This window comes from Winogradskyella sp. R77965 (assembly GCF_044594915.1).
In the GTDB taxonomy this organism is placed as follows: domain Bacteria; phylum Bacteroidota; class Bacteroidia; order Flavobacteriales; family Flavobacteriaceae; genus Winogradskyella.
In genome coordinates, this window is record NZ_CP138990.1 from 1439377 (window position 1) to 1460329 (window position 20953).

A 20953-nucleotide genomic window follows, 5' to 3' on the forward strand; every position below is an offset into this window, starting at 1 on the left:
GATTACTAAATACTAATTACTATATAAATGAGAACAGAAAGTAAACATAAAGGCTGGAACGAAATAAAAACAAACGATTCTTGGGCAATTTTCAAGATTATGGGAGAGTTTGTAAATGGTTATGAAAAGTTGAGTAAAATAGGCCCTTGTGTCTCTATTTTTGGGTCAGCAAGAACGAAGCCAGATCACCAATACTATAAATTGGCAGAAGAAGTGGCTTCTAAAATTGTAGATCATGGCTATGGAGTGATTACAGGAGGTGGACCTGGTATCATGGAAGCTGGTAATAAAGGTGCGCATATTGCAGGAGGAACTTCTGTAGGTCTTAATATTGAATTGCCTTTTGAGCAGCACGATAATCCTTATATAGATAATGACAAAAGCCTAGATTTTGATTATTTCTTTGTTCGTAAAGTAATGTTCGTAAAGTACTCACAAGGTTTTGTAGTTATGCCTGGAGGCTTTGGTACACTAGATGAATTGTTTGAAGCCATAACATTAATACAAACCCATAAAATAGAAACCTTTCCTATTATTTTAGTTGGAAAAGAATTTTGGGGAGGCTTAATGGATTGGATTAAAAACACCCTTTTAGAAGCCGGAAATATTAGTCCAAAAGATTTAGATTTAATACATTTAGTTGACACTTCTGATGAAGTTTTAGAGGTGCTTAACGATTTTTATAAAGAATACGATCTTAGTCCAAATTTCTAAGAAAACCATTTTTTACATTCACTGCTATGAAGAAGAAAATACTGGTTTTTATTACGATAAGTCTGTTATGCGTTTTAAATGTTTCTGCGCAAGAAACATTTAAGGTGATGTTCTATAATTTATTGAACTACCCTTTAGAAGATGCTGTACCGAATCGTGAGGACGACTTAGAGTACATTCTTACCGACTATAAACCTGATTTGTTTTTGGTTTGCGAGCTTAACAATAGTGCAGGAGCAACTAATGTTTTAAACATTGCAAAAACAGCAATAAATTCTAATATTGAGATGGCGACCTATGTCTCTAATACATCTGATGACAACATTGGTGACCAAAATGATTTGCAAAACTTGTTGTACTACGACAGTGCCAAATTCATAATAGAAGAAGAAATTATTGTTCCCACTTATTTAAGAGATTTTAATGTTTATAAGCTAAAATTAAATACGGTCGATCAAGTTACTAATCCAGTAGTTTTCTACGTAATTGTTTGTCATTTAAAAGCCTCAGAAGGACCGACCAATCAGCAACGCCGTTTTGAAATGGTGCAAGACTTAGATGCATATCTGAATACCTTACCAGCTGATACTAATATACTCTTAGGAGGAGATTTAAACATCTATACGGCTACAGAATCTGCTTTTCAAGAATTATTGGATACGAGTAACAACATTACCTTTGCTGACCCTGCCAATCGTGTTGGTAGATGGAATAATAATTCCAGTTTTGTTGATGTCTTTACGCAATCTACAAGAACTCAAAGCGGCTTGGGAGGTTCTAGAGGTGGTTTTGACGACCGTTTTGATTTTATTTTGACGTCAGAAAACATGCTTAACACAGCTCATATAACTTATGTGCCAGACTCTTACCAAGTGTATGGTAACAATGGATTAACCTCTTGTTATAATAGCCGCATCAACTCGACGAATTGCGGCAACTCAACCTCAGAGTTTTCTTTTGAAATAAGAGATGCATTGCACAATTTTAGCGATCATCTTCCCGTTACTGTATTACTAGAAACAGATGCTACTTTACTCAATGTCGTAGATGCTGAAATCTCTCGTTATTTCGAATTAAAAAATAATATAACTCGATATTTTTTAAATATTTATATCAATTCACATCTACTTTTTAATGAATACTTAGATATCTATAATAGTCTAGGTCAAAAAGTAAAAACGTTACAGCTTAATTCAGAAAAGGAGCAACAATTCGATGTTTCAGATTTACAAAGTGGGTTATACTATTTAGCAAGTCCTAATCAGCAAATTAAATCGCTTAAATTCCTAATTTCTAATTGATAAAAACACTATATATATCATTTGTCTTATTCATTTTTTGCAATCTCATGAGTGCTCAAAATAAAATTGAAATCGATGCTGTTGTAGACGTAGAAACGAAAACTATTTCTATGTCTCAAACCATCGTTTATAAAAACGAATCAAATGATACATTATCTGAAATATATCTCAACGATTGGAATAATAGCTACTCCACTAAATCGACACCACTTGCCAAACGCTTTGAAGAAGAATTCAGCACAAAATTTCATTTAGCAAAAAGTGAACAACGTGGTTATACTGTTGTAACTTCAATTAAGGATAAAAATAATCAAGTATTAGAGTACGGTAATCTAAAAGCACATCCTGATGTGATAAAGGTGATTCTAAAAACCCCTTTGCAACCCAGAGAAGCTTATAACATTACACTTAACTACAATCTGTTTGTTCCTGACGCTACTTTTACAGATTATGGTTATACAAAAAATGGTGATTTTGAGCTAAAATACTGGTATATAACTCCAGCAGTATACGATGGTAAATGGCACTATTACAGCAATAAGAATTTAGATGACTTATTTATCCCTAAAGCAGATATAAATTTAAGAATTACGCATCCCTTAAACTATAGAGTGACTTCAGAGTTAGATGGTCTTATTCTAGAATCGGATGTTCCTAACCGAACTCAAACTTCCATATTAAGTGGTAAAGATAGAATAGACACCTATTTATCACTTAGAAAGTTTCCGGGATTTAGTTTTATACAAACCGATGATTTTATCGTGCTATCTGATATTAATGAAAAAGGAATCACTGGTCCTGAAAAAGCGGTCATAACAGATAAAGTGACAGGCTTTTTAACAGAACACCTTGGTGCATATCCGCATAATATGTTGATTGTTTCTGAAATAGATTACAATAAGAATCCGTTGTACGGCCTTAATCAACTTCCGAGTTTTTTAAGCCCTTTTCCAGAACAGTTTCAATACGAATTAAAACTTTTAAAAACGGCGACAAAAAAATACCTTGACAATACCATACTACTTAATCCTAGAAAAGAACACTGGCTTATTGAAGGATTGCAGATTTATTTTTTAATGAAGTATGTTGAAGACTACTATCCCGACATGAAATTATTAGGAAATTTATCTAAAATATGGGGAATTAAAGCGTTTCATGCCGCAGATTTAGATTTCAATTTTCAGTACTTTCTATACTCCATGGAGATTGCCAGAAAGAATAGAGATCAACCTTTAAACACATCAAAAGATTCATTAACAAAATTCAATGCTAATATTGCAGGTAAATATAAAGCAGGTGTTGGATTAAACTATTTAGATCAGTTTACAGATGACATTAATTTATCTAATAGCATTACAGAATTCTTAACAAGTAATCAATTAAAACTAATTCGTATTGACGATTTTGAAAACTTCTTAAAGTCTGAGACCTCTAAAGATATCGATTGGTTCTTCAAAGACTTCATAGGCACAAGAAAAAAGATAGATTTTAAAATAAAATCTATAGAAACTACTGAAGACTCAATTAAACTTACGATTAAAAACAAAAGAAACAATAAAATGCCTGTTTCAGTTTTTAAGCTAAGTAATGATTCTGTTATTGGTAAATTGTGGGTAGAAGACATAAAAGATGAAAAGACGATTACCTTATCAAAAGACAATACCGAAAAGTTTGTTTTAGATTATGATAATGCAATTCCTGAATTCAACCAACGTGATAATTATAAATCCGTAAAAGGCTCTATTCTCAACAATAAACCTTTACAGTTTCGACTTTTTAAAGATATTGAAGACCCTGATTATAATCAGATTTTCTTTATGCCCTTAGTAGAATTTAATAACATATACGATGGATTAACGCTTGGTACAAAAGTGTACAATAAAACGATCTTAAGAAAACGATTAAACTATAGAATCTCACCACAGTATGCCACAAAATCTAAATCCTTAACTGGAAGTGTTAGTGCTTTTTATACACATAATTTAGAAAATCAGAATCTTTTTAACATCACTTATGGTATTTCTGCTGGCTATCGTTCTTTTGCTGAGGATGCTTTTTTTACCAGAATTAGACCTTCAGTTGAATTCGCCTTTAGGGATGACAACGACTTTAGATCTAACAAAATAGATGTAATTTCAGCGAGATATGTTAGTATCAATAGAACAGTTGGTGAAAACGCTGTAGTAGACATTGACGAGCCAGATTATGGAGTATTTAATTTAAGGTATACACACGCCAATCCTGGAATCATTAACTTTTCATCATTTAATACCGATTTTCAAGTTTCTAATCAATTTAGTAAGCTCTCCCTAAATTACGAATTTAGAAAACTGACCCAAGGTAACCGAAATGTGAATCTAAGGCTTTTTGCAGGTTTTTTCTTAAAGAACAACTCAGATCCTGGATCAGATTATTTTAGTTTTGCATTAGACCGACCAACTGATTATTTGTTTGATTTAAATTATTTGGGACGTTCTGAAGCTGCAGGACTTTTTAGTCAACAAATCATTATTGCCGAAGGTGGTTTTAAATCTAAATTAGAAACTCCCTTTGCAAATCAATGGATGACCACAGCCAATTTTAGTACATCTATATGGAGGTACATCCAAGTATATGGTGATTTAGGCTTAATAAAAAATAAAAGTATAGATCCTAAATTTGTGTATGATTCTGGTATAAGACTCAATCTTGTAGAAGATTATTTTGAAATTTATTTACCCATTTACTCTAATTTGGGTTGGGAAATTGCACAGCCTAATTACGATCAGAGTATACGCTTTATGTTCACTGTAGATCCACAAGTACTTCTAGGTCTTTTTAGAAGAAAGTGGTATTAACAAATTCTTATCAAAAAGTTAAATTTTTTTGATTTATTGAATTATGTCTTAAACAAAACACTTTTAATTGAGAATAATTCAATAATATAACGTTTTTTGCTATTGCATAAAATTTCAAAAATTCGTACTTTTGCTTGACCAAAAAAGCAACCTCAATGAATATAAATCCTAACGCCAAAACAGAAATCACATTTGAAGATTTTAAAGCTGAAGTTTTAAACGACTACGAACTAGCTGTTACAAGTCGTGAATGTAGTTTACTTGGTCGTAGAGAGGTTTTAACAGGTAAGGCAAAGTTTGGGATTTTTGGTGATGGTAAAGAAATACCACAAATTGCTTGGGCAAAAGCTTTTGAAAATGGTGATTTTAGGTCTGGTTACTATAGAGACCAAACTTTTATGATGGCTATTGGAGAACTTACTATAGAGCAATTTTTTGCTGGTTTGTATGCCAATACAGATATAAAAGAAGAACCAATGTCTGCTGGTCGCCAAATGGGAGGTCATTTTGCCACACATAGTTTAGATGATAATGGACACTGGAAAGACCTTACCCAACAAAAAAATTCTAGTGCAGATATTTCGCCTACAGCAGGACAAATGCCTAGATTATTAGGTTTAGCACAAGCATCTAAAATCTACAGACAAGTAAAGGGTATTGACACAACTAACTTTTCTAAAGATGGTAATGAAATTGCTTGGGGAACTATTGGAAATGCGAGTACAAGTGAAGGCTTGTTTTTTGAAACTATAAACGCAGCTGGTGTTTTACAAGTCCCAATGGTGATAAGTATTTGGGATGATGAATATGGTATTTCAGTACACGCCAAACATCAAACTACAAAAGAAAATATTTCTGAAATTTTAAAAGGTTTTCAGCGTAATAAAAACGAAAAAGGCTATGAAATTTTTAGAGTTGATGGATGGAATTATCCTGAACTTATAGATACCTACCAACGCGCTGCACAAATTTCTAGAAAAGAACATGTGCCTGTAATGATTCATGTACAACAGTTAACTCAGCCGCAAGGACATTCTACATCTGGCTCTCATGAGCGTTACAAAGATAATGAGCGATTGGCTTGGGAAGAAGAATATGATTGTAACGCACAATTGCGAAATTGGATAATTAGCAATAATATATCTACAGATGATGAATTAATCGCATTAGAGAGACGTATTAAAAAGTCGGTTAGAGAGGGTAAAAAAGCAGCATGGACTTCGTTCATTAGTCCTATTTTGACCGAACGTAAAAACGCAATCCATTTATTAGAACAGTTAGCGTCGTCGAGTCATAATGGTGTTTTTATTAAAAAATTAATAAATGATTTAGTAGCGGTTGAAGAACCACTAAGAAGAGATATACTTTCGGCAAGTCGCAAAGCACTGCGTTATGTGGTTTCGGAAGATTCTTCAGAAAAAGTGGCACTTCAAAATTGGATAAATAATTATCTAAACGAAATTCAACCGAAATATAGTTCCCACTTACATAGCGCATCAGATCTCAATGCCTTAAACCTATCTGAAGTTGTCCCGACATACGATGCAGGTTCTAAAGATGTTGATGGACGTGTGGTATTAAGGGAAAATTTTGATGCTATCTTCAGCAAATATCCTGAAGCATTGATCTTTGGTGAAGATGCTGGTTATATAGGAGATGTTAATCAAGGTTTAGAAGGTTTACAAGAAAAATATGGTAAGCTTAGAGTCTCAGATACAGGTATTAGGGAGGCTACTATTGTTGGTCAAGGTATTGGTATGGCAATGCGTGGTTTACGTCCTATTGCAGAAATTCAATATTTAGACTATGTGATGTATGCGCTTCAAATAATGAGTGATGATTTGGCTACAGTCCAGTATAGAACCAAAGGTCGTCAAAAAGCGCCTCTGATTGTAAGAACGAGAGGGCATCGCTTAGAAGGTATCTGGCATTCTGGCTCACAAATGGGAGGCATTTTAAATCTTATAAGAGGGATTCATGTCCTTGTTCCGCGAGATATGACCAAAGCTGCAGGATTCTACAATACCTTATTAGAAAGTGATGAACCCGCTTTAGTTGTGGAATGTCTAAACGGTTATAGACTTAAAGAAAAATTACCAAATAATATTGGAGAATTTAAAACACCAATTGGTGTCGTAGAAACCATTAGAGAAGGGGAAGATATAACCTTAGTGTCTTATGGCTCTACTTTGCGCTTAGTAGAACAAGCGGCTAAAGAATTACTAGAAGTTGGCATTGATGCCGAAATTATCGATGTACAATCTTTATTGCCTTTTGATCTTAATCATGATATCCTAAAAAGTATTGTGAAGACCAATCGTGTGATGGTCATAGACGAGGATATTGAAGGAGGTGCATCTGCTTACATTCTCAATGAAATATTAAATACCCAAAATGCATTTCAATATTTAGATAGCCAACCAAAAACATTGGCAGCAAAACCACATCGACCAGCTTATGGTACAGATGGCGACTATTTCTCAAAACCTTCGGTCGAAGATATTTTTGAAGCTATTTATGGTGTAATGCATGAGTTGAGTCCTATGGATTTTCCAAAACTGCGATAAAAACTTATTTAAAATCAAAAGAAAGACCTTCCTTAAACTTAAGTGAAGGTCTTTTTTATGTATGACATTTGTCATAAGCTATGTTTTGAAATATCTTTAGCTTTGAGAAGCAACGACTAATCCAAACTATATGCTAACACAAGACATTCTAAGTACCTTCAAGCGAAAGGCAGATTTGGTAAATTATCTTGAAAAAAACAAGGTTGATAATCCAACATTTCAATCTGCATTAGACAAATATGCCTACGAGCAAGAATTACTTCCCTTACAGGCGGAGCTCGTCGATTTTCAACGTTGGGTGCAAAAAGAAAATAAAAAAATAGCAATCATTTTTGAGGGCAGAGACGCTTCAGGTAAAGGAGGCTGTATAAAACGTTTTGTAGAACATCTAAATCCAAGAGCTAGACGCATAGTAGCCTTAAACAAACCCACTGAAATTGAAAAAAGACAATGGTATTTTAATCGGTATATAAAAGAATTGCCAGATGCCGGAGAAATTGTGTTTTTTGATCGGAGCTGGTATAACAGAGCGGTTGTAGAACCTGTAATGGGATTCTGTACCAAAGAACAGTATAACCGTTTTATAATTCAGGTTCCAGAATTTGAGAATATGCTATTTGAGTCTGATACAAAAATTATTAAGTTTTGGTTTTCTGTTTCTAAGGAAGAGCAACAACGTCGTTTTGAAAAACGCCTGAACAATCCGCTAAAAAAGTGGAAATTCAGTCCTGTTGATGAAAAAGGACAAGAACTCTGGGATGATTTTACGGTTTACAAAAATCAAATGTTTTCTAGAACGCACAACTCTTTTAGTCCGTGGGTAGTTATAAAGTCTAATGATAAAAAACGTGCACGTCTAGAAAGTATTAAGTACGTTTTAAGTCTTTTTGATTATGATAATAAAGGGAGTAATTGCAAAGCACTTTTGCCAGATCCAAACATTGTGCAACGCTATTTTAGAAATACCGTTCAATTAGACCAATAATAAAATCCCTTTTTACCATGACAGAAAAAAACTTATCTCTTATAAATACAAAAAAAGGTTTAGAGGCTTTATTGCGTCAAAAAAACCTGAACATCAATAAAACCATTAATAACGTTAAGTACGAAAAACGACTCGAAAAACTGCAAGTAGAAATGCTTATTCTTCAGCAATGGGTTGCAAAGTATAACAAAAAAGTAGTCATTCTTTTTGAAGGCCGTGACGCTGCCGGAAAAGGTGGTGCCATAAGGCGTATCATTCAGCATTTACCACCAAGAGCCATTAGAGTTGTTGCCTTACCAAAGCCTAATGAAACGGAAATAGGCCAATGGTATTTTCAGCGTTATATTAATCGTTTACCAAATAATGGCGAGATTGTATTTTTTGACAGAAGTTGGTACAATAGAGCTGTGGTAGAACCCGTTAATGGATTTTGCACTAAGAAGGAATACGACATCTTTATGAGTCATGTTAATGCATTTGAAAAAATGATACAAGACTCTGGTATTCATTTACTGAAACTTTATTTCTCCATTACAAAGAAAGAGCAAGAACGTCGTTTTAAAGATATTGTGAGTTCTCCAATAAAAAAATGGAAATACAGTGAAGTTGATAAGCGTGCGCTATCCCTTTGGGATGATTACACAGCATATAAAGAAACCATGTTTGAGGAAACTCAGGTTAACGCACCTTGGAAAATTATTAAAGCGAATAGAAAAACAAGCGCAAGAATTACAGCTTTTGAATATATCCTAAAAAGCATTCCTTATGAAGTTAAGGACTTGGATACTATCCGTCATAAATCAATGCGCAAAATTTTGAATGAATGAAGTAACATTTATACCATTACTATTGGTTTTATATGAAATGAGACCTATCGGCTTTCAAAATCCGTAATAATTCTATTACATTTAGGTTTTAAATCTAAAATTCATGTTTCCAGATTTTAATCGTTGGAGTTTACCTCTTTTAATTCTCGTATTACAAGGACTCATATTTGTATTCCTTTTACTGACTCGGTATTTTAAAAAACGAAATCTCTCAGATCTATTTTTAGGATTAATCTTATTACTAACTTGTTATTCTCAAACCTGCTATACAGTGGGCTTTATGGGTTGGTACGATACGTTTAGAACTACAAAAATCAATTACTTTCTCATTAATATTGGTATAGCCTTAGCACCTCTTATTTATCTTTATGTAAAATCTATAACAACGTCTAATTTTAAGTTTAAAAAAGCGTATTGGTGGCACTTTGCATTAGCTTTTGCGGTTATTATATACCATTTTAGTATATATACTTATGATGCCTTACAACCTGGCTTTAACGACACCCAAAACGGGATTCTAAAAATTGATTTAGATGAAGCCTATGTGCAATCTATAATGAGTTATATAGAAACTCCTTTTATGTTAATATATCTGGCATTTACCTTTCAATTGTTTTATAGCTATAGAAAAAAAATAATTCAATACTTTTCTAATACTTATAAATTAGAACTGAACTGGATCTTAAGTTTCCTCATACTTTTTAGTCTTTCTTTTTTATATAGTACAATACAAGATATAATAGGTTCTCGTTTTATGGATCTTGGTTACCAACAACGTTGGTGGCTTAACCTTTTTATGGCATTAGTTACACTCTATGTTGGTGTAAAAGGCTATTTCACAGACACCACTAAACTAAACAAGCTAGACTTTACATTTACTCCAAAAGCTATTGGTATACCTGAAGAAACAAATAATTTTGAACAAAAATCAATTTCAGATTCTGATATTGAAGTTGTAAAAAACTTAATGGAAATAGACAAGGCTTATCTCAATCCAGAACTGAACTTATCTGATCTAGCCAAAATAGCGAATATGTCTCGTGGACAACTTTCTGAGATAATAAATACGGCTTTCAATAAGAATTTTAATGACTTCGTAAATACCTACCGTGTTGAAGCCTTTAAAGCTATGCTAAAAGCAGATAAACATAAAAAACTTTCCTTGCTTGGCATTGCTCAAGAATGTGGATTTAATAGTAAAGCGACTTTTAATCGTGTTTTCAAAAAGCTTACAAGCCACTCTCCTACCGAATATTTAAAATCCCAATTAAATTAAGACGTCTCAAATCGTATTTGGGTCGCTCTAGTACTCAATAAGTCGCCCATCTGAGACTTATATCAGAAATTTGTGTCAGCAACAATAAAACTATTTGTTATGACACGTTTAAAATCAATCTTAAAATTTTTAATTACACCAATTCTTCAAAAGCATTGGTTCATAGATTTAGTATTCGCAATTCCAAGATTATTATGTGGCTTATGGCTAACTGCCATGTTTGGAGCCGATAAATTCGGAATGCCATGGACAGCAGACAGCCAGAATTTAAATTTGTTCGAAGTAGCCGCATGGTTTCCTGAAGATGTAGCTGCATATGGAGGTATTTTCGCTATAGCACCAATATTCTTTGCTTGGATGGGAGCATTTAGTGAAGCTGTAGGAGGACTATTTCTATTGCTAGGCTTAAAAACTCGTGTAGCCTCCTTCTTAATTATGTGCACCATGTTAGTCGCCATTTTTATGCAAAAATGGAATCAAGGCTTATGGTCCATGCTACCAGCAATAGGATTTCTCTGGGTTGCGCTTTACAACTTATTTCTAGGTTCTGGCCGATTCGGAATCGATTATATTATTAGTAAAAAATTTAAATATTAAAAACAATCATTATGAAAACACTACTAAACACATTTTGCATTTTTCTTCTAGTATTAACTGCACATTCGCAGAGTACATTAAAAATTTCAGATTTAGAAATCCTTAATAATACAAGTTGGGAAGGAAAACTCACCTATAAGGATTACCAATCTGGAGAACCAAGAACCATTGAAACTACACTTCAAATTAAAATTGAAGGTGATAAAATCATATCGAATGTACAATACACTTATGAGCCTAATAAGAATAATAAATCTTCCGTTAAACTTAAAAAGAACGGCACATACTATGGCAACGAAAAAATACTAAGTAACACTTTTGAGAATGGAATAAGGACTTTAGTGACCACCTACAAAGGTAGAGATGCTGGAAAAAAAGCAACCATGTATATGACGCATCAATTTTCAGAGACAACATATAAAGTTACCAAAGAAGTACAGTTTAAAAACTCAGAAGAGCGCTTTATAAGAAACACGTACGAATTCACTAAACTTTAATACTATAATTATGAGAATCATAAAACAATTACACCTGTTAATTATTGTAATACTATTAACAAGCTGTGTGCAAAAAAAGCATCTAAAAACAGTCACATTTAAAGTGGATATGACTTCAGTTGAAAACCCATCTCATGTTGGTGTTAGAGGAAATTTTACTGATAATCCTTGGGAAGAAACTGCACCATTAACTGATGAGAATAATGATGATATATACGAAGGTACATTTAGTCAAGAAACAACAGCCAACCTAGTTGAATTTAAATTTGTAAATCAAAATAGCGACTACGAATTAAAAGATTCAGATAATCGTAGGCTACTTTTTGAGTACAAACCTGAAACCATAATCTATGAAGCTGTATTTAATAATCCTGAAGAAAAGATTACAAAAAATAAATTATGAAAACTAAAATCACACTATTGATATTGCTAGTTGGAATGACAGCGATAGCTCAAATAAAAGGTAATAAAACCATTGAAACTCGCAGCTTTAATGTTGATAGCGTAGAACATATAAAAATAAACTTCTATGCAAAAGTCACCATTGATCAATCTGCTAAAGCAGGTATGCAAATCACAACAGATAGTAATTTATTTGATTTAATTGATACAGAAGTTGTAGATGGTGTATTACATCTCAATCAAAAAGAATGGATCTCACCATCACAAAATGCCATAATATATATTGGCGTTCCTAATTTAAAACGTGTAGAATCTGGCACACACGACACAACAAAAATCATTAACGTGGATAACGATGAACTTAGAGTTAATGCACCTATTGGTAATATTATCATCGAAGGAAAAACTAAAGAATTAAGAATAGGTTCTGAACTAGCAACCATTGACGCTTCAAAAATAATTGCCGAAAACGCTTATATAAATCTTTGGCATTGGGGAAAAATCAAAGTTAATGTTACAGATTTACTTTGGGCAGATGTTTCAAATGATGGGAAACTAATCTATGTAAACAAGCCAAAAAAAATGAAAACAAAAACAAAAAAAGGTGGTCGTATTTATGGATTAAACGATACTGATAAAGTAAAAAATCCTGAGGCGGTTTATATTAGTTTCAAGATTAAAAACAATTCAAGCAATCGCAATCATTTTGAAGTTGTAGGTCCTAAGCCAGATGGTTCGAAATTTGGCTATGGCTTTCCGATGATGCCAAATACAACAAGAAAAGAAAACTGGACCGTCGGCACTAAAATCTATAAAGTAAATAGTCTAGGATTCAGAAAACTATTAATCACTATAAAGAAAGAAAACGAGAATAAAACCGTGAACCTATTTTAGAAAAATCTCAACTTTATGATTATGACTTCATTATCAAAATTTTGGAATCTGATTACACCAGAGTCAATTTCAGATTTATATCCGAAATCACTAATTTAATGAAGGTAAAAAAACTAGTCATAGTAATATATGACATTATTTAGAGAAGGCATTTTTGTCTTCTCTTTTTTTAGCTCTAAATTTATACCATGAAGATTGAATCCATAGTCACTATAAAAAAAGAACTAAAGCACTTGTCACAAGAAGAGCTATTAGAATTATGCTTACGCTTAGGGAAATTCAAAAAAGAAAATAAAGCACTACTTACCTACTTGTTATTCGAATCCCATGATGAGGATGGTTACATAGCTAGCGTAAAAACGACTTTAGACGAATTATTTGAAGGCATTAACTCAGATAGTTACTTCTACATGAAAAAAACGATAAGAAAGATTCTAAGACAAATTAGAGTTTACAGTCGTTACTCATTAAAGAAAACTACAGAAGTAGAACTTCTTCTCTATTTCTGTGAACGTTTAAATGAATTAAGGCCTTCTATACATAGAAATGTAACATTAAGTAACTTATACCAAAGACAAATACTTTCTATTAAGAAAAAGATTAGTGTATTGCATGAAGATTTACAATACGATTATAATTTGCAACTAGAAGAATTAGAGCGTTAGTTATTCTGCTTCTTAGCCTTGCGACTTCCTTCATACATTTCATACTTCACTAAACGCGCTTCGAGCTTTGCGTTAAAGACTTTTATTTTGCGCGAAGGACGAAGACCTACAAATTTTAAAGCTTCAAGATTAGACGTTATTAGCCAAGCATTGGTATTAGGATAACCATGTTTTAGTGTAGTTCCAATATTACCATAGAATTCTTCCACATTTAGATTCTCTAATCGTTCACCATAAGGCGGATTAAAAACCATATGTAATTTATCTGTTCCTGCTTTTTGGGTTTTAAAGAAATCCTCGTGCTGTATATGAATAAATTCATCTAAATGCGCATTCTTAATATTCTCTTTAGCCTTGGCAACAGCAGAAGGTGACTTATCATAACCTAATATTTTATGATGAAAATCGCGCGTTTTCTTTAACAAGGATTCTTCAATCTTTTCAAACAAATCTACATCCCAATCCTCCCAGCGTTCAAAAGCAAATTCCTTACGCATCAAATTTGGTGGAATATTACACGCTATCATAGCAGCTTCAGCTAACATCGTGCCACTACCACACATCGGGTCCATAAAATCCGTTTGTCCATCCCAACCGCTCATCATTATGAGTCCGGCAGCAAGTACTTCGTTAATTGGTGCAATATTAGTCGCTGTTTTATAACCACGTCTATGCAAGGATTCACCAGAGGTGTCTAAAGAAATGGTACAGCGTTGACGATCTATATGCACATTAATTTTTAAATCAGGGAAACGTAAATCCACATCTGGTCGTGTACCACCGTTTTCTCTAAAACGATCTACAATCGCATCTTTAGTTTTTAAAGCTGTGTACTGAGAATGTGTAAAAATACTATTATGTACAGTGGCATCAACAGCTAGAGAACCTGTAGCTTTGAGATGATTTTCCCATTTCATGTTTTTAACATTCTTATACAAATCCTCTTCTCTAGAAACTCTAAAAGATTTAATTGGTTTAAGAATTTTAATAGCAGTTCGTATACCAAGATTAGCTTTGTACATAAAGCCCTTATCACCAACAAAACTCACATTACGGACACCCTTTTCTACCTCCATAGCTCCGAGTTGTGTAAGTTCTTTTGCTAAAATATCTTCGAAGCCAAATAAAGTTTTGGCAACCATCTTGAAATTATTGTCCATACATTACGTCTGAGAGATTGCAAATTTACACTATTTTTGCAGGACATTTAAGATTATGACTAAATCAACAAAACAATGGTATGCGTCTTGGTTTGACACACCATATTATCATATTTTATACAAACATAGAGATTACTCAGAAGCCCAAGGGTTTATGGATAATCTCACCAATTACCTTAACCTACCTGAAGGTGGTGAAATCTTAGATTTAGCCTGTGGTAAAGGTCGCCATTCTGTTTATCTTAATACTCTTGGTTATAATGTCACTGGTGTTGATTTATCTGAACAAAGCATTGCACATGCCAAGCAATTTGAAAATGAAACTCTAAAGTTCGATGTGCATGATATGAGTAAGCCCTATCCTGAAACATTTGATGCTGTTTTTAATCTGTTTACAAGCTTTGGGTATTTTGAAGATGAAAACTGTAACCTTGAGACTATAAAATCAATAAAAGCTGAATTGAATGAATTTGGTTTTGGTGTCATTGACTTTATGAATGTCAATTACATTATTGAAAATTTAGTGGAAGAAAATGTAAAAACGGTTGAAGGGATTGACTTTCATCAAAAACGTAGCGTCAAAGATGGTTATATTATAAAAGATATTAGCTTTGAGGCTGATGGCCAACATTACGAATTTCAGGAACGTGTAAAGGCGTTTACTTTAGAAGATTTTAAAACATTATTTGAAGACGCTGGAGTCTATTTGTTAGATGTATTTGGTGATTATAAATTACATCAATACCATTCAAAAACATCAGAACGTTTGATTATGATATTTAAGTAATTTGTATGCATGAATAAGTACTTACTTCCTATTGTAGCCATAATCATTGGTGTTGCTATTGCGATTTTAACCAAAAAGCAAAAATCTATAGGCACTAAATTATTACTCTCTTTTAGTGGAGCTTTTTTATTGGCGCTAACGCTATTTGATTTATTGCCAGAAGTATATGAGCATTTAGAAGCAAAGCAAACTGGGTTATTCATTATGTGTGGAATACTACTCCAAATCATTTTAGAGTTTTTCTCTAAAGGTGCTGAGCATGGCCATGTACACATTCATAAAGAAGACACACAATTTCCTTGGTTATTATTTACAAGCCTTTGTATTCATAGTTTTTTAGAAGGGTTTCCTATTCACGAGCATAACGATATGGTTTATGGTGTGCTAATTCATAAAATCCCTATTGCAGCTCTTATCACAGCCTTTTTGTTACAATCTAAATTCTCAAAATTACAGATTGTGAGTTTCTTGATTGTCTTTGGAGCAATGACACCATTAGGAACATTAACATCGAATACAATGCCTTTTGCCGCAGACTACGTAGATGTTGTAAATGCTATCGTTATTGGTATATTTTTACATATTTCTACAACAATTCTGTTTGAAACTGGTGAAGGTCATAAATTCAATTTATCAAAGTTAATTGCGATTTGTTTGGGTATTTTGATTGCTTATTTTATTTAAAATAAATGTTTAGCAAAGAAGAAAGTCGACAACTGCGACAAGAGTTTTGGACCAGCTTCGGAAAATCATTTCCAAGAAAATGGCTCTTATACGACACCAAAATAAAAGGTGTTGCTTTTAAGTTTCACTTCGATACTAAATCAGCTTTAATCGCTCTAGACTTAGAGGGCGATTTAGAAAACCGCATTAACTGCTGGGAAAAGCTAATGGCTCTTAAAAACATTCTACAAACTGAATACTTACCAGAAGTTATTTATAAAGAGGAATACTACTTAGAAAACGGTAAAGAGATTTCTCGTATATACTTACCTTTAGAACAAAAAGTGTCCATTCATAACAAAAATTCATGGCGCGAGGTTATGGAATTTTTTAATAAAAAAATGATTTTATTTGAAGTCTTTTTTGAAGAATATCGGGATATAATTAAAAGTTAAGTGATTTTATTGAATTTTCTATAAGCTATCTAATAGACTTTTAATCTTTAATTTACTTCTTGGTGAAACCTTAGTATATACCTGAGATAATGTACCATTCGCTGGCAATGAGAAGAACAGTTCCCTAATTGAAATGAACAGTTCACTCATTATGAATTTTTACTATTAAAAAAGGAATGTAGTTTTGAATAAACTACCAAACTATGAATAGAATAACTATTGTTTTATTTCTTGTTTTCCCGACTTTTCTAATAAGTCAAAATGACTGTGAAAAGTACGTCGAAAAATACATTCCGACTGACCTAAATGACGCGGTTTCCTTTTTTGAATGTAAGTGGTCAGAAGAAGACTTAATTGGATTTAAAAACAAAGAAGAACAAAGTGCGACTTCAGAATTACATTTTGGAACAGGAATGTCCTTACGGAATAATTGGAAACTTTGGGCTGGTACATCTGCAATTTCAAAATTTTTCAGAGATTTAGGAATTCATCATCCAGACGATATGTCAAGTATAATTTTGACGTCGTTACACCGAAAACTGAACGAAAAGCCTATCGAATTAGAAAAGCAAATTAAATATTACAAAGATTATTGGGCCGAATCTGAACGGAAAGAAAACGAACGAAAAAAAGAAGAGTTTAGTGAATTTAAAATTGGAGACATTGTTGAATTTCTATATGACTATAATTTCGTATCGAAACGCCAAGAAAAAAAATATATGGACGATAAGTGTTTGGCTACAGGAAAAGTAAATGACCTGAATAAAGAAAAATTTGAACTAAAAATTAAACTAATAAAGAGTTGCGACAGAAAAGGAATTATTGTTCTTGAATATGATGTTTGGGACAAAGTAGATGGAGAATATAAAAAGATTGAGGAGGATAAAATTGAGATTATGAAAAAAGGAGAAACTCGATGGACTTCATATAATTTATGGGAAATAGTGGAATAATAACTGTAGGCAACAATATGTATAATTCATTACTAGTTATAGCCTACTTACGAAAGTCCTCGCGCACTTTCTAACTGCCTGCCAACAGACAGGTCTGCGATTTATTTACTAACTTTAATACTTAAACACGCAACGAAATCTTGCACTAGACCCTTGTGCAACATTTGAAAAAACATCAAAAATGAGAAAACATTTAGGAATATTATTATTGACTTTATTTATTTCTTCGTGCAAAGGACAATCGAACTCTAATGCAGAAAAAAATGTCGGTGGACCTTGTCAAGATTGTGAGGCTCTTTTGGATTTTAAACTATTGAATCCCTTACCAAAAGCGACTGATACTTTGCCAAGTTTTGAAAAAAACGAGCCTAAAATTAAAATAACAGGAACTGTATTCCTGAAAGACGGAAAAACACCAGCCGAAAATATTTTACTTTACATTTATCAAACAGACAGAAATGGCCTTTATCAGCCAAGTAACAAACCAATTGGCTGGGAAAAAACTCATGGACAATATCGTGAATGGTTAAAAACTGGCAAAGATGGAAAGTTTACCTTTTACACTTTCAGACCAGCACCATATCCCGAAGTTCAAGAACCTGAGCATATTCACATTTATGTAAAAGAACCTAATACTATTCCGTATTACATCGATAGTTATTTTTTTGAAAGTGACCCAAAGCTTACGGCAGAAAAAAAACAATCTCATAAAAATAGAGGTGGCTCTGGAATTGTTAAACTTGAAAAGGAAAATGGAATTTGGACAGCGCACAGAAATCTGATTTTAGGTCTAAACATACCAGATTATGAATAAAAAACTTTCCACAGCAATGCGTATAAGTCATTGCTAGATGTAGCCTACTTACAAAAGTCCTCGCGGTCTTTCTACCTGCCTGCCGACAGATTGAGTTTATATTTGCTAAATGAGGTAGTTAAAACACATAAGAAACCATATACAAAAACATGGCGTAACATTTACGGAAACGGTATAATTCTTGATAGATTCCTACAATAATTTAGTATCAAAAAATCATCTCAAATGAAAAAAAGTTTACTATTTCTATTATTCGGACTTTTAACAACGCTAAACTACGCTCAAAACAATCAAGACATAAGAACTGAAAAAATATGGCGTTTGAATTTTTTAAATCCTGCGGTTGAATTGGAAATTCCGACAGGACAATTTTCGACTTTTTCTTCGGGTCTCGGAATTGGTTATGGAGGTGGATATCCTGATTTGACTTTTGGAGGAAGTGGATTTATTTATATAATTAGCCCATTCGCTGATTTTCAACAAAAATGGTTTTATAACCTAACTAAAAGAAACGGGAAAAATCGAAATACGAAAAATAATTCTGGAAATTTTATGTCATTAAGATTTATAACACGTGGCAATTCATTAGTTGAAAATGTAAATCGGACTTCCGACATTGATTTTGCAATCGGACCAACTTGGGGAATTCAAAGAAAATATGGAAAGAATTTTCATTTGTTATTTGACGTTGGGCCTCAATACTATTTTGACACAAATGGCAATGGAAATATTTGGCCAATTATGTTACAAATAAATTTAGGGTTTGACCTTAAAAAGAAATAAAAACGTTACGCAACGTGTATAATTAATTGCTTTGGTCGTTGCTTAGTTTCGATTCCATTTTATTTACTAAATTTAGATGTTAAACTATTCGAAAATAGTTCGCAGCAATTATAGTTAGTAGACACATGAAAAAAGTATACTCCGTAGAAGAATACATAGAAATTAACCAACACTACAACGATGAGCTAACTATTTTACGAGATATTCTAAATTCTACTGAATTAGAAGAAACCGTAAAATGGAGTATGCCAACCTATTGTCTTAATGGTAAAAATGTTCTAGGTATTGGTGCTTTTAAACACCATTTTTGTTTGTGGTTTCATAATGGTGTATTTCTAAAAGATCAACATAATTTACTTATTAATGCTCAGGAAAATAAAACAAAAGCATTACGACAAATGCGTTTTGAAACTAAAGCTGATATTAATAAAGTTGCCGTTTTAGCTTATGTAAAAGAAGCCATAGAAAATCAACGTTTAGGTAAAGAAATAAAACCTACGCGTAAAACAAAACCAGTTATAATACCAGATGAATTAAAAGCCGCTCTAAATAGTAATACAGAACTAAAAAGTGCTTTTAAAATATTGACACCATCTTGCCAACGCGAATACTGCGAATACATTACAGAAGCTAAACGCGAAGACACCAAACAAAGACGACTAGATAAAATTACTCCTATGATTTTAAAAGGAAGTGGCCTAAATGATAAGTATAAATGATTTTGGTGTAACCCATAAAAAAAGACCGCTCAAATTAATGAACAGTCTTTTTGTTTATTGTATAACAATCAGCTTATTTTACAACAGCTGGTGCATTTAATTTTCTACTCATTTCCATTGAGATTGCAGAACGGTCAAACTTAATTTTCCCTGCTGATGTTTCAATAACACAACTGTTATCTTTATCATTTAATTCTGAAACCTTTCCGTGCATACCACTTTTAGTAATTACACGATCGCCACGCTTTAACTCAGCAGCAAACTTCTTTTCTTGTTTAGCACGTTTCATTTGTGGTGCAATCATAAAGAAATACATCACTGCGAATATGGCTATAAATGGTAAAAATGATCCTATACCTTCCATTAAAAATATTAGTTATGGTTATGCCCTTCGTGACCTGGTTGTGTAGAAGTCTTTTGAGTAGCAGTTGATAAAGGATTAATTGTTGCAGAACCAGCATTTTGAGTAGGAACAGCAGCTTTAGCTGGTGCATTAGGATCCTTCTCAACAAAAGCAGAAATCTTTACAATTTCTGTACCCTTTTCAGTATTAGTAGTCATAGTAATAGATTTAGAAACTTTGTTTCCGTTGCCTTTACCATTAAACTTTACTGCAAATTCACCTTTTTGACCTGGTGCAACTTCTTTTGTCCAATTAGATGGTACTGTACATCCACAAGTACTCTTTATATTACTTACTACTAACATTGAGTTACCAGTATTTGTATATGTAAATGTTGTTTCAACTGGAGTACCGTTAGCGATGGTACCAAAATCGTGTTCTGTTTTGTCAAATGCAATAACCGGAAAATCACCAGCGTTAGCATCTCTATCTGCAGCAATAGCCACATTTTCAGATTTAATTTTACTAGCAGCATCTTCTTTACAAGACGTAAAAGCTACCATACATAATGCACTAAGTCCTAAAATTACTTTTTTCATTACTTTATTTTTTTATTAATTTTTTACAAAATTTATTCAGTTCGCGAAGTTAGTAATTATTTTAATCAATTAAAATTTTTATAGTGTTGTTAACATATATTCGTACGAAATAACT

22 protein-coding genes are annotated in these 20953 nt (G+C 32.9%); 19 read left to right on the top strand and 3 right to left on the bottom strand.

Going from position 1 to position 20953, the window contains the following annotated elements:
• Positions 1-27: 27 nt before the first annotated feature.
• The 12 genes from SJY34_RS06460 to SJY34_RS06515 all read left to right on the top strand — a co-directional run bounded on the left by SJY34_RS06460 (position 28) and on the right by SJY34_RS06515 (position 13562).
• Positions 28-714, top strand: a complete 687-nt coding sequence (locus SJY34_RS06460; protein WP_400080252.1) for a TIGR00730 family Rossman fold protein — start codon at positions 28-30, stop codon at positions 712-714.
• A 26-nt stretch (positions 715-740) separates the two neighbouring features.
• On the top strand, positions 741-2015 hold the full coding sequence (locus SJY34_RS06465) for a T9SS type A sorting domain-containing protein (RefSeq protein ID WP_400080255.1): 1275 nt from the start codon (positions 741-743) through the stop codon (positions 2013-2015).
• Positions 2016-2062: 47 nt separating this feature from the next.
• Positions 2063-4852 (top strand): metalloprotease, encoded by a 2790-nt coding sequence (locus tag SJY34_RS06470; RefSeq protein ID WP_400080258.1) that lies wholly within the window; start codon positions 2063-2065, stop codon positions 4850-4852.
• Positions 4853-5007: 155 nt separating this feature from the next.
• The gene (locus tag SJY34_RS06475) at positions 5008-7419 is read left to right on the top strand and encodes a thiamine pyrophosphate-dependent enzyme (protein WP_400080261.1); all 2412 of its coding nucleotides are present in this window, start codon (positions 5008-5010) and stop codon (positions 7417-7419) included.
• Between the two features lie 130 nt (positions 7420-7549).
• Positions 7550-8404, top strand: a complete 855-nt coding sequence (gene ppk2, locus SJY34_RS06480) for a polyphosphate kinase 2 (protein WP_400080263.1) — start codon at positions 7550-7552, stop codon at positions 8402-8404.
• A gap of 17 nt (positions 8405-8421) precedes the next feature.
• A complete protein-coding gene (gene ppk2, locus SJY34_RS06485; RefSeq protein ID WP_400080266.1) occupies positions 8422-9231 on the top strand; it encodes a polyphosphate kinase 2 in 810 nt (269 codons plus the stop codon).
• A gap of 103 nt (positions 9232-9334) precedes the next feature.
• Positions 9335-10507, top strand: coding sequence for a helix-turn-helix domain-containing protein (locus SJY34_RS06490; protein WP_400080269.1), 1173 nt, complete (start codon positions 9335-9337; stop codon positions 10505-10507).
• A 99-nt stretch (positions 10508-10606) separates the two neighbouring features.
• Positions 10607-11104, top strand: a complete 498-nt coding sequence (locus tag SJY34_RS06495; RefSeq protein WP_400080272.1) for a DoxX family protein — start codon at positions 10607-10609, stop codon at positions 11102-11104.
• Positions 11105-11115: 11 nt separating this feature from the next.
• Positions 11116-11601 carry a hypothetical protein gene (locus tag SJY34_RS06500; protein ID WP_400080274.1) on the top strand — a complete coding sequence of 162 codons (486 nt, stop codon included), beginning with the start codon at positions 11116-11118 and terminating at the stop codon, positions 11599-11601.
• A gap of 10 nt (positions 11602-11611) precedes the next feature.
• On the top strand, positions 11612-12004 hold the full coding sequence (locus tag SJY34_RS06505) for a hypothetical protein (RefSeq protein ID WP_400080276.1): 393 nt from the start codon (positions 11612-11614) through the stop codon (positions 12002-12004).
• Entirely contained in the window at positions 12001-12897 is an 897-nt protein-coding gene (locus SJY34_RS06510; protein ID WP_400080279.1) for a GIN domain-containing protein, read from the top strand. The genes SJY34_RS06505 and SJY34_RS06510 overlap by 4 nt, the downstream gene beginning before the upstream one ends.
• A 188-nt stretch (positions 12898-13085) precedes the next feature.
• Entirely contained in the window at positions 13086-13562 is a 477-nt protein-coding gene (locus tag SJY34_RS06515; protein WP_400080282.1) for a hypothetical protein, read from the top strand.
• Here SJY34_RS06515 and SJY34_RS06520 read toward each other — a convergent pair.
• Positions 13559-14722, bottom strand: a complete 1164-nt coding sequence (locus SJY34_RS06520; RefSeq protein WP_400080285.1) for a class I SAM-dependent RNA methyltransferase — start codon at positions 14720-14722, stop codon at positions 13559-13561. The genes SJY34_RS06515 and SJY34_RS06520 overlap by 4 nt on opposite strands.
• Before the next feature lie 55 nt (positions 14723-14777).
• Here SJY34_RS06520 and SJY34_RS06525 point away from each other — a divergent pair, with 55 nt between their 5' ends.
• The 7 genes from SJY34_RS06525 to SJY34_RS06555 all read left to right on the top strand — a co-directional run bounded on the left by SJY34_RS06525 (position 14778) and on the right by SJY34_RS06555 (position 19896).
• On the top strand, positions 14778-15509 hold the full coding sequence (locus tag SJY34_RS06525; RefSeq protein WP_400080288.1) for an SAM-dependent methyltransferase: 732 nt from the start codon (positions 14778-14780) through the stop codon (positions 15507-15509).
• Positions 15510-15518: 9 nt separating this feature from the next.
• Positions 15519-16193 carry a ZIP family metal transporter gene (locus tag SJY34_RS06530; RefSeq protein WP_400080291.1) on the top strand — a complete coding sequence of 225 codons (675 nt, stop codon included), beginning with the start codon at positions 15519-15521 and terminating at the stop codon, positions 16191-16193.
• Positions 16194-16198: 5 nt separating this feature from the next.
• A complete protein-coding gene (locus SJY34_RS06535; RefSeq protein WP_400080294.1) occupies positions 16199-16627 on the top strand; it encodes a DUF4268 domain-containing protein in 429 nt (142 codons plus the stop codon).
• A gap of 203 nt (positions 16628-16830) precedes the next feature.
• Positions 16831-17580 carry a DUF6794 domain-containing protein gene (locus tag SJY34_RS06540; protein WP_400080297.1) on the top strand — a complete coding sequence of 250 codons (750 nt, stop codon included), beginning with the start codon at positions 16831-16833 and terminating at the stop codon, positions 17578-17580.
• A gap of 181 nt (positions 17581-17761) precedes the next feature.
• Complete coding sequence (locus SJY34_RS06545) at positions 17762-18394, top strand: intradiol ring-cleavage dioxygenase (protein WP_400080300.1); 633 nt, start codon at positions 17762-17764, stop codon at positions 18392-18394.
• A 225-nt stretch (positions 18395-18619) separates the two neighbouring features.
• Positions 18620-19177 carry a hypothetical protein gene (locus SJY34_RS06550; RefSeq protein WP_400080303.1) on the top strand — a complete coding sequence of 186 codons (558 nt, stop codon included), beginning with the start codon at positions 18620-18622 and terminating at the stop codon, positions 19175-19177.
• A gap of 125 nt (positions 19178-19302) precedes the next feature.
• Complete coding sequence (locus SJY34_RS06555) at positions 19303-19896, top strand: YdeI family protein (protein ID WP_400080306.1); 594 nt, start codon at positions 19303-19305, stop codon at positions 19894-19896.
• 73 nt (positions 19897-19969) lie between these two features.
• Here SJY34_RS06555 and yajC read toward each other — a convergent pair whose 3' ends face one another.
• Positions 19970-20260: a preprotein translocase subunit YajC gene (gene yajC, locus SJY34_RS06560; protein ID WP_400080309.1), complete on the bottom strand. Its 291-nt coding sequence runs from the start codon at positions 20258-20260 to the stop codon at positions 19970-19972.
• An 8-nt stretch (positions 20261-20268) separates the two neighbouring features.
• A complete protein-coding gene (locus SJY34_RS06565; protein WP_400080312.1) occupies positions 20269-20838 on the bottom strand; it encodes a DUF1573 domain-containing protein in 570 nt (189 codons plus the stop codon).
• Between the last annotated feature and the right edge of the window lie 115 nt (positions 20839-20953).